We start from the raw sequence: 14,692 nt of genomic DNA on the forward strand, positions 1-14,692 counted from the left end.
CGCCTCACACCCATCACCACCGATGCTGACCAGCCAGAAACCGACCAGATCGTCGAGATCGCGGCCTAGCATCAGCACACACGGATCTGCGGTGACCGGCTCTTACACCACGCCAACGGACGTGACCGCGCCGCGCTCGTTCGGAAGTGAGTGCTCACTTACCTGCTGGGGGGCGGGCAGGTCGGTTCGGCTGACGGGCGATGTGAGGACTCACTTACCTGGCCGGGCGGGTGGGTCGCCTCGGTTTACAAGCGTGGTCGGGTGCCGTGTTCGTTGGCGATGTGAGTACTCACTTACCCGGTTGGAGGTGGTCGGGCGCCGCGCTCGTTCGGAAGTGAGTGCTCACTTACCTGCTGGGGGGCGGGCAGGTCGCTTCGGCTGACGGGCGATGTGAGGACTCACTTACCCGGTCGGGCGGGTGCGTCTCGCCTTGGTCTGTGAGCGTGGTCAGGCGCCGCGCTCGTTGGCGATGTGAGTACTCACTTACCCGGTTGGAGGTAGTCGAGCGCTGCGCTCGTTGGGATGTGAGTGCTCACTTACCGGTTCAGGGTGGCGGAGCAACCTGCCAGCTTCAGAGATGTGAGTACTCACTTACTGGTCGGGACGCCTGCCGCGAGGGCGGCATGGTGGGATTCAACAAGCGAGTGCCATCCAAGGCGGCCAACGGTCCGACTCAGGACTTGATGCAGCAGCCCTTGCAGACCTTGGGCTGGGGCAGCGTGAAGGCCAGGCAGCAGGTCTTGCGCTGGACGTCGAGCTTGCCGTTGCGGCCCGGTACGAGCTCGATCAGGTCTTCGACGCCGAGGGCCCCATGCAGTTGGGCGATCGTCTCGGCGGACGGGCCGGGCAGCACGTCGGCCGAGCGGAGCACCCCGTACGCCACGCCGGAGGAGAGCGAGCCCAGCAGGGTGCGCTTGCCCAGGCGTACGCGGTCGTGAATGGCGTCGAGCAGCGGGGTCAGGTGCTGGTCGAGCAGCGAGCGCCGGAGCTCGCCGAGCAGGGCCGTCTCGTCGGGGACGACGCGTACGTGGGGCAGGCCGGAGATCGCGATCGGGTCGCCGGGCAGGACCGCGACCGGGGTGTCGGCGCGCAGGCCGATCGTGACCAGGGGGCGCGGGTCGTTGAAGTGGACGAGCACGTTGTCTGCGGTGAGCAAAGGCACGCGGCGGGCCGAGGCGTAACCGAGCACGGCCGGCAGGGCCAGCCAATACGTGTACGCCTTCCAGGCCAGCGCGGCGGCGGCGTGGGGTTGGGCGTTCCAGCGGCGGTGCGACGAGTCGAGCAGGGTGCCGAGATCGTGGCCGGCGAGGACGCTCGCGGGCGACCAACCGGAGGTGTCGTGCACCACAAGATCGGGGGCGACCCCGGGCAGTTCGGTGCTTGTGCCGAACATCGCGCGCAGGGTGGCCGTCACAGGGGCCAGGGGGTCGGCGGCGGTGACGGTGCGTGCGGCACGCGTGAGGGCGGTGGTCATCGGCGGCACCCACCACGCGGCGACGTCGACGTCCGGGTCACCGCATTCACCTCGCCAAATTCGATGAGAGTCGAAGAAAGGTCCCGCAGGCCGAAACGCCTCCGTGACGACGACCCACCGTACACCTGTAAGGCTAGCCTAACCAAGCCCCTATTTCGGACGAATACCCTGCGCAAGGGTCACCTAACCGACCGCGCGCACGTTGCCTGATTCGTCAAGGTATCTGTCGTGTACGCGCTACTAGCACCATCCGGACACGAGCGGCGACGACACTGAAATTCTCGTCCGCGAAGGGGACATCGATGATGACCACCTCGCCCGTCGAGCGGGCCGCTGACCAGTTCGTGACGGCGCTGGCGCATTGGCGGGTCGAGCGGGGCATGAGCAAGAAGCAGCTCGCCGCGCGCATGGGTTTTGACCCGTCCTACGTCAGCCACGTCGAGGGACGGCGGCACAAGCCGACCGAAGACTTCGCCCGCCGGGCCGAGGCCGTGCTCGGGGCGGGCGGCGTCATCTGGCAGCGCTTCCAGGAGTACGACGAGCTCCGCCATGCCCGCAGCACGGCCCTGCACCGCGACCCACCGGTGCCGGTGCAGTGGCTGCCGCCGGGCACCGGGCTGATCGTCGAGCGGGAGGTGGCCGAGCTCGCGTACGAGGAAGGTGTCTATCGCTGCCGGGTGCGGCGCTCCCTCTACAACGCGGGCTCCGAACCGGTGACGCGCTATCTGGTGAAGATCGCCGTGGACCGCTACCCGAACGACCCGACGGGCTCGAACCGCCACCATCGCGACAACCCGCTCACGTTCGACGAGCTGGCCCTGAGCGCGTGCGCCGGCGAGGGCACCGCGATCGAGCCGATGCAGTGGCGGATCAAGCTCGACCGGGACGCGTCCAAGGAGGTGTGGCTGCTCTTCGCCAACGAGAGCGGCCAGTTCGCGCTCTACCCGGGCGAACGGACCACCATCCAGTACGAATACACGATCAGCGTGGAGAAGTGGGGTCAGTGGTTCCAGCGAGCGGTGCGGCTGCCCACGCGTCGGCTGACCGTACGGCTCGACTTCCCGTCCTCCTTCGACCCGCAGGTGTGGGGCGTGGAGACGTCGCTGGCGGCCGAGGTGCCGGTGCGCACCCCGATGGAGCGGCACAACGACGGTGACCGGGCGGTCTTCGAGTGGTCGACCGACTCGCCCCAGCTGAACGCGCGCTATCGCCTTGAGTGGCGGTTCCGGGCGGCCGGCGCCCCGACGTGCCCGGCGCTGGCCCCGGAGAGCAACGGCAACGGCCAGCCGCGCGCGTCCGGTCAGATGCGCGGCATCGGGATCGTCCAGCGCGGCTCGGAGCTGCTGCGGCAGCGCGCCCGGCATTTCCAGCTTCCCCGCGAGGCGGCCGCCGCCCGCGAGGCGATCGCGGCGCTGCACGCGGCCCTGGGCCGGCTCGAGCAGGTGCACGACTTCACGAAGGGCGTGGGCCTGTCGGCGCCGCAGATCGGCCGGTCGGCGGCGATCGCGGTGGTGCGCCCGGCCGACCGCGACGCCGAGCCGGTGGTGCTGATCAACCCGCGGGTGGTCGGGGAGTCGAGCGACCGCGACGAGCAGTACGAGGGCTGCCTGTCGTTCTTCGACTACCGCGGGCTGGTGCGGCGGCCGCTGCTGATCGACGTTGAGCACGCCCGGTACGACGGCACCCGCGTGATCACGCGCTTCGAGCGGGCGATGGCCCGGCTGGTCGCGCACGAGATCGACCACCTCGAGGGACGGCTGTACGTGGACCGGATGAACGCGGAGTCCAACCTCGTGCCGGACTACACGCAGAGCGGGCGGCCCTGGGCGTACTAGAGAAGGCTCTTAGAAGTCGGTGAAGCTGTCGTACTTGATGCGGATCGACGGCACCTGCAGCTCGGAGAGCGTCTTCAGGGTGGCCTTGACCATCTGGCCCGAGCCCGAGACGAAGAAGTCGTGCTCGCTCCACGGGCCGTAGCGCGCCACCACCTCGGAGATGTCACCCTGCTCGCCCGGGAACGTCGGGTCGTCGCTGCACGCGGTCACCACCGACAACCACGGGTAGCGCGCGGCCAGCCGGTTGAGCTCGGCCAGGTCGTACAGGTCCTCGCGGTTGCGGGCGCCGAAGAACAGGTGCACCCAGCGGGTCCGGTTGTAGCGGGTGAGCTCCTCGAGCAGCGACTTGATCGGGGCCAGGCCGGTGCCGCCCGCGACGAACACGGTGTCGCGGGTCGAGCGGCGGTCGAGGTTCATGGTGCCCATCGGGGCGGCCAGCTTGATCATGTCGCCGACCTCGAGACGCCGTACGAGGGCGCTGGACACCCAGCCCGCGCCGACCGCCCGTACGTGGAACTCCAGGGTGTTGTCGCGGCGTGGGGCGTTCGCGACCGAGTAGGTGCGCCACAGCCGCGGCTGTATTCGCGGGCACTCGATGCTCAGGTATTGGCCGGCGCGGAACTCGAGGGGCTGCATCGGCTGCACGGTGAAGACGGCGATGTCCTGGGCCCGCCGCTCGTGCGCCACCACCTCGGCGTACCAGTAGGGCGGGTTGGTGTCGGCCTCCGCCCCGCCCAGCATCTTCGAGGCGATGGTCGCGTACGCGTCGGCCCAGGCCTGGTCGTACTCGACGCTCCACTCCTCGCCGGCGTACTGACGCATGGCCTCGATCAACGCACCCCCCACAATCTCGTAGTGCTCTGGTTCCACGTGGAACTTCCGATGATCGCGGCCGAGGGCGCGCAGGTACTCGTCGAACTTCTCCGGATCCTCGAGGGTCTGCACGGCCCGTACGATCGCGTCCAGCAGCCGCGAGCGCTGAACGTCCATGTGCACCGGAAACAGATCCCGCAGGGCCGGATTGGACAGGAACAGGCGCGCGTAGAAATAGCCGGCGACCTTCTCCTGATGCTCCTCGACGAGGCTCCAGCTCTCCTTGAGCATGCGTCCGAGGTCTCCCATGCCCTCAGCGTGGGCAGAAGAGTCGGAAAGGCGACGCACGGCTCGTGCGACTCATCTCATTTCATGCCGTGACGCTTGCCCCGATTCGTCCGTTTACGTCGAGGCCCGAAGTATCCATCGAGTGACTGCTCTTACAGTTGGCGCGTGACCCTAGAGCGCCAGCAGGCCACGCGGCCGATCCTCACCGCCGAGATCATCATCGTGCTTCTGCTGTCGCTGGGGCAGAGCGCGATCTATGCGGTGGTCTCGCTGATCGCCAAACTGACCGCCGACAAGCCCCTCTCGCAGCAGGCGGCCGTGCTCAACGCGTCGCAGTCGCCGCGGCCGTACCTCGACCTCACCTATCAACTGCTCGGCACGTTCTTCGACCTGATCCCGGTCGCGCTGGCCCTCTATCTGCTGCTGCGGGACCGCATCTCGCCCCGCACCGAGCTCGGCCTGTCGTTCGATCGGCAACGCTTCGACTGGGGCTGGGGCACGTTGCTGGCCGCCTGCATCGGGATTCCCGGGCTCCTTCTGGTGTACGTGGCCAAGCTGCTCGGCATCAACGCGGAGATCGTGCCGGCGGCCCTGCAGCCCGTGTGGTGGGCGGTGCCGGTGCTGATCCTGGCCGCCATCCAGAACGCGGTGCTGGAAGAGGTCATCGTCGTCGGCTACCTGATGACCCGCCTCAAGCAGTGGGGCATGTCCACGATCGCGATCGTGGCGACGTCGGCCGTGCTCCGCGGCTCGTACCACCTCTACCAAGGCTTCGGCGCGTTCATCGGCAACGCCGTCATGGGCGTCGTGTTCTCGCTGTTCTACCTCAAGTACAAGCGCGTGATGCCGCTGATCGTGGCGCACACGCTCCTCGACGTGGTGGCCTTCGTGGGCTACGCCCTGCTGCCGGAATCCTGGTTCACCTGGGTGTGAGCCCCTTGAAATGGGCCACGGCGCGGGCGGCCGTGGCCTGGGCGTCGGCCGCGCTGGTGAGCACGGCGCCGAGCAGGCTGGCCCCGGGGAAGTAGCGGTTGATCGCACGCAGGACCGTCCAGCTGCCGCTGCGCTGCACAAAGATGCGACCCAGCCGCCACACGGCGTCGCCCAGCCCGCTGGCGGTCGGCTCGGCGCCTAGCGTGGTCGCCAGGGCCTCCTCCGCGTCGGCCACGGTCTCGTGCACCTGGGTGATCACCAGCAGGTCGACGGCCCGGCGCGGGTCGGTCGGGTCGAGCCCATGCGCGGCCGCCAGGTGCAGCACCAACTCGGCGTCGGTCAGCGACCGGGTCGAGACCAGAGCAATTGACGCGTACGACCCCGCGAGCGCGCCGAAAAAGCTGGTGAGCGCGCCGAAGCGGGTGAACTGCCGAGTCGCCAGCCGGGCCAGCGCGCCGGGGGTGGCCGCGGGATAGGCCGAACTGGTGGCGGCGGCCCAGGCCCGGGCCCTCGGACCGATGGTGGCCACGGCGGCCAGGGCCAAAAGCTCGGGGGTGTGCACGGGATCGGCCAGCAGCTTGGCCCAGCGGTCGGTCTCGGGCTGCGGGACTGGGGGTTCGTGCGTGGCCGGCTTTATGACTTCCACGTCGACGGCGGGCGCCGGCTTGGGGCTGCTGGCCGGGGCGGGCGGACCGGCGGAGCGGGTGGGCTTCGATGCCGAGGGCGGCTCGGGTGTCGCGGGTGGCGGTGGGGTCTTTTTGGCGGGAGTGGCTTTCTTGGTCGCCTTAGGCGCAGGCGCGACCGGTGCCGCGGGCACGGTCTTGGCCGCGGCGGCGACCTTCTTGGCCGGGCGTTTCTGGGGTGGGGTGGCCTTCTTAGCCGGCGGCGGGGTCTCGGCCGGAGCCCTGCGAGCGGACGCGGGCTGGTCGGGCGACTCGGCGCCGGAGGAGCGGGTGCCACCAGGATCCGTACGAGAGGGCTCTTTGGGGTGATTTTCGGCACCCGGCGGCTGGAAGGTCACCGCGGGCGGGGCCTTCCGGGGCCGCTTCGGAGGCGTCTCACCCGGCGGCGCCTCGCCCGGCGCGTTGAACGGCGGCCGTGACGTGCGGGCGCGCGGGGGCTTGCGGCGCTCGGGCGGCGGGTTGTCCTCCATGCCGCGGAAGCCTATCCCCCATGGCAACATTTCACCTGTTGGAGAAGGGTCCGACCCGCCGGATGGCAACCTCTTTGTGCGGCGCTCGGCGGGTCCGGTATCCTCAACCGTCGGTGGCCGTCGCGGCCACCGGGGAGACTTCGCCTAGTCTGGTCTATGGCGCCGCACTGCTAATGCGGTTGGGGTTTTATAGCCCCTCCCGGGTTCGAATCCCGGAGTCTCCGCGTGCAGAGCCAGTGTGTATGCTGGCAACGCACCGAGCGCCCGTAGCTCAATGGATAGAGCATCTGACTACGGATCAGAAGGTTAGGGGTTCGAGTCCCTTCGGGCGCACAAGCATGAACGGCCTTTCACCATCGGTGAAGGGCCGTTTTGCTGTCTTCGTCGATGGTCGAGGCGCTCGCCGGATGATTACCTTGCGGCCGGCCTCAAGGTCTTCGCAAGGTTTTGGCCCGGTCCTCCGGACCACAGTGGTGGCAATTCGTTCCCACCAGCACGGAGGATTCATGAAGCGCAAGGCAATCGGCACTGCCCTGGCCGGGATGGTGGCCGCGACGGCCGCCATTTTCGGCACGAGCTCGCCGGCGATGGCCGCGCCGGTACGGTCGGACGCGTGCGGGGCCTGGGCGTGCGGCAGCGCCACGTTCACCTTCTCCGGCGACAAGCTCTCCATCAACCCGATCTCGTTGTCGGTCCGGGACCCGCTGTGCAACAACGGCAACAAGGCGTTCGTCCTGTTCGAGGTCGACTACGTCACCGGCGCCAACTGGGTCACCCCGAAGCGGCGCTACGACGACGACCCGTGTGACGGCTCGCCCGCGACCTTCTCGATGTCCAAGGCCTCCAACGGCAGGATCATCTCGCGCGCCCGGGTCATCGTCGCTGACAACGTCAACGGCAACATCTACGGAAACTGGCGCAACGCCTGACGATGTCAGAGCGGCTCGCCCGGTCACACCTTCGCCGACCGGGCGAGCCGCCGATACCGTTCCGCGGCCCGGGCCTGACCCCGCGATGACGACAACGCCGCGAGACCGCGCAGCACCAGCGCCGCCCCGCCCGGATCCTCCAAGGCCAGAAAGATCGCCAAGGCCTCGCGCAGGGTGCGTTCCGACTCCAGGCCCGTACGGGTTCGCGCCCGCGCCCGGAGCGCCAGGGCCTCGCTCCTCCGGTCCCCGTACGCCCGGAACAGCTCCAGGCTCGCGTCGAGATGACCGGCGGCCTTCCGTCTCCGGCCTCGCCCCAGCTCCGCCAGGCCGAGGCTGAGCAGCGTGTGCCCCTCCCAGACCCGGTCGCCGTGCTCGCGCAGCACCGGCACCGCCGGCTCCAGCTGCTCCACCGCCTCGGCGAAGCGCCCGTGCTGCTGGAAGGCATACCCCAGCGCGCGCCGCGTGTACGCCTGCCAGAGCGGGTCGCCCCGATCGGCGAAGGTCGCCAGGCAGCCGCGGTACAGCCGGACCGCCTCGGTCAGCTCGCCCTCGATGACGTGCTGGCTCGCCCTGCTGAGCAGTGCCGCGACGCGCCAGTCCGGGTTGCCGACCTCGTTGAACAGCGCCACGCACCGGTCCAGCGTCCGCGCCGCCGAGGCGAACTGGCCGTGGGCCCGATTGACGTTGCCGAGGGTGAGCAGCGACATCGCATGCCAGTCGAGGTCGCCGAGCCGCCGGAAGCTCTGCACCACCCGTTCCACGTTCGCCACCATGCCGGCCCACGGGTCGCTGACCCCCGGCTCGACCGTGAGCGACTCCGGCACCCCGTCTTCGTCCAACCGCGATGCCACCAGCCTGTCCCCGGCCCGGCGCGAGGAGTGCCGCGCGCTCGCCAGGGTCGCCTCCCAGTCGTCCCACTGCGACCACAGCTCGAACGACAGCGGCACGACGATGCCGGTCAGCGACCATCCCGTCTCCAGCACGGTTCCCACCGCGTCGGTGACCTGGCCCGACATCGCGGACCGCAACGCCGGCACCCAGCCCAGCGGATACTTGCGCCGCGAAGGGTGACGCGGACCGGCCGGGTCCCCGCTGACCAGCCGCTTCTCCATGCGGTCGAAGACGGTGACCCAGACGTCCAGCGCCGCGCTCCGGGCCGCCCGCCGCTCGTCCTCCGCCCCGGCGCCGCCTGGCAGCTCCCGGGCGTAGAGCGAGACCAGATCGTGCATGCGGTACCGCTGCCGGTTGGCGTGGTCGCGGTCCACCACCTCGAGCAGGTGCCAGTCGACGAGCCGTTCCAGCGTGCCTGCCATGTCCGGCTCCGCCGCATCGGCCAGCGTGGCCGGCGCCCACGCCGGAAACGTCGTCCCGTGCAACTGGCCCAGCAGCCGGAAGATCTCTTGTTCGTGCGGCTCCAGCGCGCGGTGACTCAACGCGATGCTGGCCCGGACCGTCAGGTCACCCACCGCGAGCTCGTCCAGGCGCCGTTGGTGGTCCGCCAGCCGCTCGGCCAGGTCCGCCAGCAGCCAATGGCGGCGGACGCCGAGACGTGCCCCCGCGATGCGGATCCCGAGCGGCAGCCGGCCGCACATGGTGGCGATCGTCAGTGCGGCCTCGGGCTCGGCCGTCACCCGGTCAGGTCCGGCCGTGCGGGCCAGCAGATCCAGCGACTCCCGCTCGTCGAACTCCGGCAGCCACATCCGCTCCGCCGTCAGCCCGGCCAGCGGTGTGCGGCTTGTCACCAGCACCACCGACCCGCCGTCCCACGGCAGGAGCGGCCGTATCTGACTCTCCGTCACCGCGTTGTCGAGCACCACCAGGATCCGCCGGTTCGCGAGGTGCGCTCGGTAGAGCTCGGCGGCCCCCGCCCCGTCCCGGTCGTCCAGCCCCAGCAGGCGTACGACCTGAGCCAGTGCCTCCGCCCCGGAGACTGGCCGGCCCCCGATCCCGCCGAGGTCGAGGAACACTCGCCCGTCCGGGAACCGTTCCGCGAGCCGGTGCGCGGCGTGCACCACCAGCGACGTCTTCCCGACCCCGGCCTGGCCGGTCACGACCGTCAGCGGTCCCGGCATCGCTTCAAGCTGCGCGGTCTGCCGTGACCTGCCCACGAAGTCCGGTACGTCGGGTGGGAGGCGCACCCGTCCGCCGGCGGCGACAACCGCTTCCACGCCGCCCTGCAGCACCTCACGATGGGCCTCGGTCAGATCCCGCCCCGGGTCGGCGCCCAGCTCCTCTGCCAGCAGCTCCCGGGTGGATGCGAACAACGTGAGTGCCTCCGCCCCCCGACCGGCGGCGTGCAACGCTCGCATCAGCGCGGCGGCCAGGCCCTCCATCAGCGGGTGCTCGCCCACCAGCTCGGTCAGCGGCGAGACCACACGTTCCGGCTCGCCCTCGCGCAGTTCCGCCTCCGCCCACGCGACGGCCGTCTCCGCCCGCCGCCGCAACCACCCCGACCGCGTACGCTCCACCCAGGCCCCGCCGAGGCCGGCCAGCGGTTCCCCGCGCCACAGCTCCATGGCGTGGCGCAGATCGCGTACTGGATCGTCGCCCTTGCCGGCCGCCAGCTTCTCCACAAGCAGTGCGTCGACCAGGTCCGGATCGATGTCGAGCAGGTAGCCACCGGACCGGCGCAGCAGTGCCGCTTCGGTTCCGTCAGCGCCCGCGGCGTCGGTGATCAGCCGCCGCAACCGCGCCACGTACGGATAGAGCGCCTCGCGTGCCTGCCGGGGTGGCTCCTCGCCCCAGGTTCGATCGATGAGCGTCCCGGTCGGCACCAACCGCCCGGCGTCCACGGCCAGGGCGGCGAGAACCGCACGCTGCCGAGGAGCGCCGGAATCCACGGCGTTCCGGGACCGAACCTCTACCGGGCCGAGCAGGCGAATCTTCATACGACTTCCTGAGGAGGGGCAAGAGACCGACTTTCCTCGTGCTGGAAGTAGCAAAGCGCGGCCGCGTATACGGCGCGTATATCGCGTGCAGGCGCTTGTGCTCTCGTGGGCCCGAACGCCGAGGTGCAACCCGGCCGGATGAACCGCGGCGAACACGCCGAACACCCGGCGGGCGTGATCATTACCGTGCGGGGTGTGACTACCAAGAGAGATCGTAAAGACACGAGCAGTGACTATGCGGTCGGTGGCCATCGGCGCCGCGCCGGATGGTCTGTTGCGGTGGCCCTGGTCGGGCTGCTCGCACTTGCCGCCGCCCCCGCGCACGCCACCCCGCGAACCACAAGCCAGGAGCAGACCGCGGACGCGGCCGGCGCTCGTAACCGGAGCGTTGTGCCGGGGTCGTCGGGCCTGATCGCCCTGCGCCCGGACGGGAAAGTCTTCGCCACCGTGAACAAGGCGGTCGTCCGGCAGTGGAACACGGCGACCGGGCGCCGGGGCGGGCCGAACCTGGCCGCCGGCACCGGGCCCATCTACACGATCGCGTTCAGCTCGGACGGCAAGCTGCTGGCGGTGGCCGGGCACAGCGCGGTGTCGCTGTGGGACCCGACCATCGGGCAGCGCAACGGTCCGGTGCTGACCGGGCACGTCGGGCCGGTGCGCTCGATCTCGTTCAGCTCGACCGGCCGGCTGATGGCCACCGCCGGTGACGACGGCACGGTGCGGCTCTGGAACCCGACCACCGGGGCGCTGGTGCGCACGATCGAGGCTCATTCCGGACCCGTACGCCTGGTCACGTTCAGCGCCGACGGCGAGCGCCTCGCGACGGCCGGCGCCGGGGACGACAACACCGTACGGCTGTGGCAGACCAGCACCGGCGAGCCGATCAGCGAGCCGCTGGCCGTGAACCCCGGCCCGGTGTACGCGGTGAGCTTCAGCCCCGGCGGCCGCCTGCTGGCCGCGTCCGGGGGCGGCAACGTCGTACGGCTGTGGAACGCGGCCACCGGCGCCCCCGCGGGCAGGTCGCTCACCAGCAGCGCCGGGCCCGTCTACGCCCTGACGTTCGGGCGCGGCGGCCGGCTGTTGGCCACCTCGTCCGGCGGTGACAACACCGTACAGCTGTGGAACATGGCGACCCGGCGCCCGGCCACCGAGCCCCTTGCCGGGCACACCGGGCCGGTGCGGGCCATGCGGTTCAACGCGAACGGGAAGCTCCTGGCCACCGGCGGTGACGACGGGACCGTACGGCTGTGGGACACCGCGACCGGAACCGCGAAGGGCGAGCCGCTGACCGGGCACATCGGCGCGGTCTGGGCGCTGCGGATCACTCCGGACGGCAAGCGGCTGATCACCGCCGGCGCCGACAGCAAGGTCCGGCTCTGGCGGGTCGCTCCCCAGCAGCCCGTGATCTGAGTCTGATTGAAGGCCCGCGCGCTGTTTCCGCCCAGCGCGCGGGCACCGCTCCGCCCGCTGTTTCCGCCCAGCGCGCGGGCACTGCTCCGCCCGCGTTGATAGGTTGCGAGCGTGGGTCATGTCCGGGCAGCGCTCTATCTCGACTTCGACAACGTGTTCGGCGGGCTCTATCGGCTTGATCCCGAGGCCGCCGTGCAGTTCGCCAGCGACCCGGGCGGCTGGCTGCGGCGCATGTCGGTGACCGCCACGTCCGAGGCCCCGCGACGGTGGCTCGTGCTGCGCTGCTATCTCAACCCGGCGGGCTGGGTCCACCACACCGACCAGGCCGGCGAGCAGACCCGGCTGTTCTTCTCGAAGTTCCGGCCGTGGTTCGTGCGGGCCGGTTTCGACGTGATCGACTGCCCGCGGTACAGCGGGACCAAGAACGCGGCCGACATCCGGATCGTGGTGGACGCCGTCGACGCGCTGTCGGCCGACACCCGGTACGACGAGTTCGTCATCGCGTCCGGCGACTCCGACATGACGCCCCTGCTGCAGCGGCTGCGGCGCTCCGACCGGCGCACCATGATCGTGTCCCCGGCCGACGCGGCCGAGGCGTTCACCTCGATCGCCGACCACGTGCTCGACAGCCAGCAGCTGCTGGAGCTGGTGCAGGGCGAGCCGGTCGAGCTGGACGAGGACGAGGAGTTCCCGGTCGACACCGACCAGGGCGAGGCGTACGAGACGTTCCGGGACGTGGTCTCGAGCGAGTACGCGGCCGCGACCGAGCCGCTCAACATGGCCTCGCTGGCCGCCCGACTCCGCACCCAGCTCGGGCAGTCGATCACCGACAGCAACTGGTTCGGGTTCGGCAGCTTCGCCCGCGCCGTGGCCGGTCTCAAGCTGCCCGACCTGCGGATGTCGCAGCTCTTCCTGTGGGACGAGACCCGCCACGACGCCCCGGACCCGGGCGCGACGACGACGCCCAGCCCGGCCCAGCCCGAACCCGTCGAGCGCCTGGCCGGGCAGCTCGACCTGCCGCGGCTGCCGCAGGCGTGGTGGCCGGCGATCTACGAGACCTTGGCCGCGTACGTCGAGTCGCACCGCTTCAACCTGACCCAGTGCACGAGCTGGTCCCGTGACCAGCTGCGCGACCAGGGGGTGCCGGTCAGCCGGGGCGCGGTCGCGTTCGTCGTGCGCGGGGCGGCGTTCGGCGGCTGCCCACTCTTCCGGCTGCCCCCGCCCACCGCGGCCGAGATCGGGGCCGCGTTCGTCGACAACGTGCTCAGCCGCGCCGACTCCGTCGACATGACTTTCACCGACGAGGAGACCACCACCGTACGGGGATGGCTCCTCGACAAGTAGGGCGTCGTCAGCCGGGAACCGGGGCGTCGCGCCAGGGCAACGGGTCGGGGACGCGGCGCCACCACCACCGGTCCGAGGCATCCGGCGGCAGCGGGCCGGTCTCGGCGGCCAACGCCCGGCCACCGTCGTCCTCGGTCAGCTCGACGAAGCGAGCGTCCACTTCGCCCAGCGCGCGGGCGGCCTCAGGCAGCGCCTCGACGGCAGTCGTCAGTTCGTCGCGGATCTGCAGATCTTCCCGGTAGTAGTCGGCCGGATACCAGCCGTCGGGGGGCCAGCCCTGGGCCAGGCGGGAGACCACGCTCTCCCATCCGCCGAGCCACATGGTCATGTTCCGGTCTGCTCCGGGTCCGAGTTCCTCGACGAGCCGATCCCGGACGGGGGTCGGCATCCGGTGTTCGCGGATCACCTCGGGAAGGGGCGCCACGGGCAGGCCGGGCAGCGCCGCGACGGGGTGCTCGACGGCGTCGATCTGATAAACGGTCGGCAGGTCGTCGTCGCTGTCCTCCTCGTAGATGCGGGCGCGGGTACGTCGGCCGTCCGGCCCCACCAGCCAGAACGCGCTGGGTGGGTACTGCTGTGATTCCCAGGCGACGACGGTCTTGAGGCGCGCGGCCAGCCAGCTCCCGGCGACCGACTCGGAAGGCGGGCCGGCCACGGCGACGCCGAGGTAGACGTCCAGGTACCAATGGAACTCGCCGGCGACGGGCGAGACGGTGCAGAGGACCGCCGCCTCCCAGTCGCGGTCGGCGACGGCATCCTCGAGTGCTACGTCGACCGCCTCAGGCGCGAGCGACAGCATCTCGGCGAAGGCCGTCGCGAGCGCTCCTCGATCCAGCTCCCCGAAGATCAGAAAACCGTAGTTCACGGCTCGTACGTCCCGTCGTAGATCGCTTTTGCCTTCGCCACCGCGTCCGGATTGGAGGCGAAACGCGGGGCCCTGGTGAGCTGCGGTGCCGCAGACAGATCGCCGTTGACCTGGGCTATCTCTTTGAGGGCGGCGTACTCGTTGCGGTCGAGTTTGACCATACCGGGACCGGAGTCGGGGAACATGCGGCCGCTCGGCTCCACGCCGTACGACCGGCCGTTGATCTCGTATCGCTGGGTGTCGGAGTTCCAGCGGCCCTCCCCAGCTGCGATCGCCTCCACGTCCCGGGCCCCGAGGTGCTCCTGACCACGCAGGAAAACTGAGTTCTCCGCGCTGATCTTGCCGTGCCGTGACCCGGTGACGGTGTGCCGCCGGTGCGGTGGGCTCAGATCCTTGCCCGCGCCGGCCCCGGTGACGGCGTCGGACGCGCGCCACGGCGGTCCGGCCGGGGTCGCGGGCGAGCCGGAGCCGGTAGACCGATCGCTGGTGCCGGCGCGGCCGTCCCGGGCTTTGCCGGTTGTCTGGGCCTGGGCGTCGGCGATGCTGCGGGCGTTGCCGCCGTTGCCCGAGCCGCCGCCTGGCCGGCGCCGGGGTGGGGGCGGGTCGCCGCCGTCGCCGCCGCCCGGGGTGTGGGGGCGGGACCTGGGTGGCATCGGGTCAGGGTATCGAGGGCTGTCTCGCCACAAACAATAAGGTTTCTTTGCAGAAGTATTGACCGAAGCCTTAAGTATTTGCTTTCGTCAATGTGTCGCGCGCGTCC

Annotated in this window: 11 protein-coding genes and 2 tRNA genes; 7 read left to right on the forward strand and 6 right to left on the reverse strand. The window is 70.4% G+C overall.

The genetic code is table 11. The annotated features are described in order from the left end of the window. Window positions 1-673 precede the first annotated feature (673 nt). Window positions 674-1,474 (reverse strand): IucA/IucC family C-terminal-domain containing protein, encoded by an 801-nt coding sequence (locus JKJ07_RS48120; RefSeq protein WP_203078614.1) that lies wholly within the window; start codon window positions 1,472-1,474, stop codon window positions 674-676. A gap of 305 nt (window positions 1,475-1,779) precedes the next feature. Between JKJ07_RS48120 and JKJ07_RS48125 the strand changes: the two genes are divergently transcribed. After that, window positions 1,780-3,309 (forward strand): peptide deformylase, encoded by a 1,530-nt coding sequence (locus JKJ07_RS48125; RefSeq protein ID WP_203078684.1) that lies wholly within the window; start codon window positions 1,780-1,782, stop codon window positions 3,307-3,309. A 9-nt stretch (window positions 3,310-3,318) separates the two neighbouring features. On the opposite strand, the gene JKJ07_RS48130 is transcribed toward JKJ07_RS48125, so the two are convergent. After that, entirely contained in the window at window positions 3,319-4,431 is a 1,113-nt protein-coding gene (locus tag JKJ07_RS48130; protein ID WP_203078615.1) for a globin domain-containing protein, read from the reverse strand. A gap of 144 nt (window positions 4,432-4,575) precedes the next feature. Between JKJ07_RS48130 and JKJ07_RS48135 the strand changes: the two genes are divergently transcribed. After that, a complete protein-coding gene (locus JKJ07_RS48135) occupies window positions 4,576-5,343 on the forward strand; it encodes a CPBP family intramembrane glutamic endopeptidase (RefSeq protein ID WP_203078616.1) in 768 nt (255 codons plus the stop codon). Here JKJ07_RS48135 and JKJ07_RS48140 read toward each other — a convergent pair. Beyond that, window positions 5,330-6,496 (reverse strand): hypothetical protein, encoded by a 1,167-nt coding sequence (locus tag JKJ07_RS48140; protein ID WP_203078617.1) that lies wholly within the window; start codon window positions 6,494-6,496, stop codon window positions 5,330-5,332. The two genes, JKJ07_RS48135 and JKJ07_RS48140, sit on opposite strands and share 14 nt — an antisense overlap. Before the next feature lie 133 nt (window positions 6,497-6,629). Here JKJ07_RS48140 and JKJ07_RS48145 point away from each other — a divergent pair. From JKJ07_RS48145 to JKJ07_RS48155, 3 genes are all read left to right on the forward strand, one after another. Further along, window positions 6,630-6,720 (forward strand) — tRNA-Ser (locus JKJ07_RS48145). Between the two features lie 36 nt (window positions 6,721-6,756). Continuing rightward, a tRNA-Arg gene (locus tag JKJ07_RS48150) sits at window positions 6,757-6,829 on the forward strand. A gap of 173 nt (window positions 6,830-7,002) precedes the next feature. Further along, complete coding sequence (locus JKJ07_RS48155; protein ID WP_203078618.1) at window positions 7,003-7,425, forward strand: hypothetical protein; 423 nt, start codon at window positions 7,003-7,005, stop codon at window positions 7,423-7,425. Window positions 7,426-7,448: 23 nt separating this feature from the next. Here the strand turns inward: JKJ07_RS48155 and JKJ07_RS48160 are convergent, their stop codons facing one another. Beyond that, the gene (locus JKJ07_RS48160) at window positions 7,449-10,313 is read right to left on the reverse strand and encodes an AfsR/SARP family transcriptional regulator (RefSeq protein WP_203078619.1); all 2,865 of its coding nucleotides are present in this window, start codon (window positions 10,311-10,313) and stop codon (window positions 7,449-7,451) included. 195 nt (window positions 10,314-10,508) lie between these two features. Between JKJ07_RS48160 and JKJ07_RS48165 the strand changes: the two genes are divergently transcribed. Further along, window positions 10,509-11,723: a WD40 repeat domain-containing protein gene (locus JKJ07_RS48165; RefSeq protein WP_307834828.1), complete on the forward strand. Its 1,215-nt coding sequence runs from the start codon at window positions 10,509-10,511 to the stop codon at window positions 11,721-11,723. A gap of 111 nt (window positions 11,724-11,834) precedes the next feature. Further along, complete coding sequence (locus JKJ07_RS48170; RefSeq protein ID WP_203078621.1) at window positions 11,835-13,067, forward strand: NYN domain-containing protein; 1,233 nt, start codon at window positions 11,835-11,837, stop codon at window positions 13,065-13,067. Window positions 13,068-13,074: 7 nt separating this feature from the next. On the opposite strand, the gene JKJ07_RS48175 is transcribed toward JKJ07_RS48170, so the two are convergent. Next, complete coding sequence (locus JKJ07_RS48175; RefSeq protein ID WP_203078622.1) at window positions 13,075-13,932, reverse strand: hypothetical protein; 858 nt, start codon at window positions 13,930-13,932, stop codon at window positions 13,075-13,077. Beyond that, window positions 13,929-14,585, reverse strand: a complete 657-nt coding sequence (locus JKJ07_RS48180) for a hypothetical protein (RefSeq protein ID WP_203078623.1) — start codon at window positions 14,583-14,585, stop codon at window positions 13,929-13,931. The genes JKJ07_RS48175 and JKJ07_RS48180 overlap by 4 nt, the downstream gene beginning before the upstream one ends. Window positions 14,586-14,692 lie beyond the last annotated feature (107 nt).

Origin of the sequence: Paractinoplanes lichenicola (assembly GCF_016785085.1) — a bacterium.
Lineage (GTDB): Bacteria > Actinomycetota > Actinomycetes > Mycobacteriales > Micromonosporaceae > Actinoplanes > Actinoplanes lichenicola.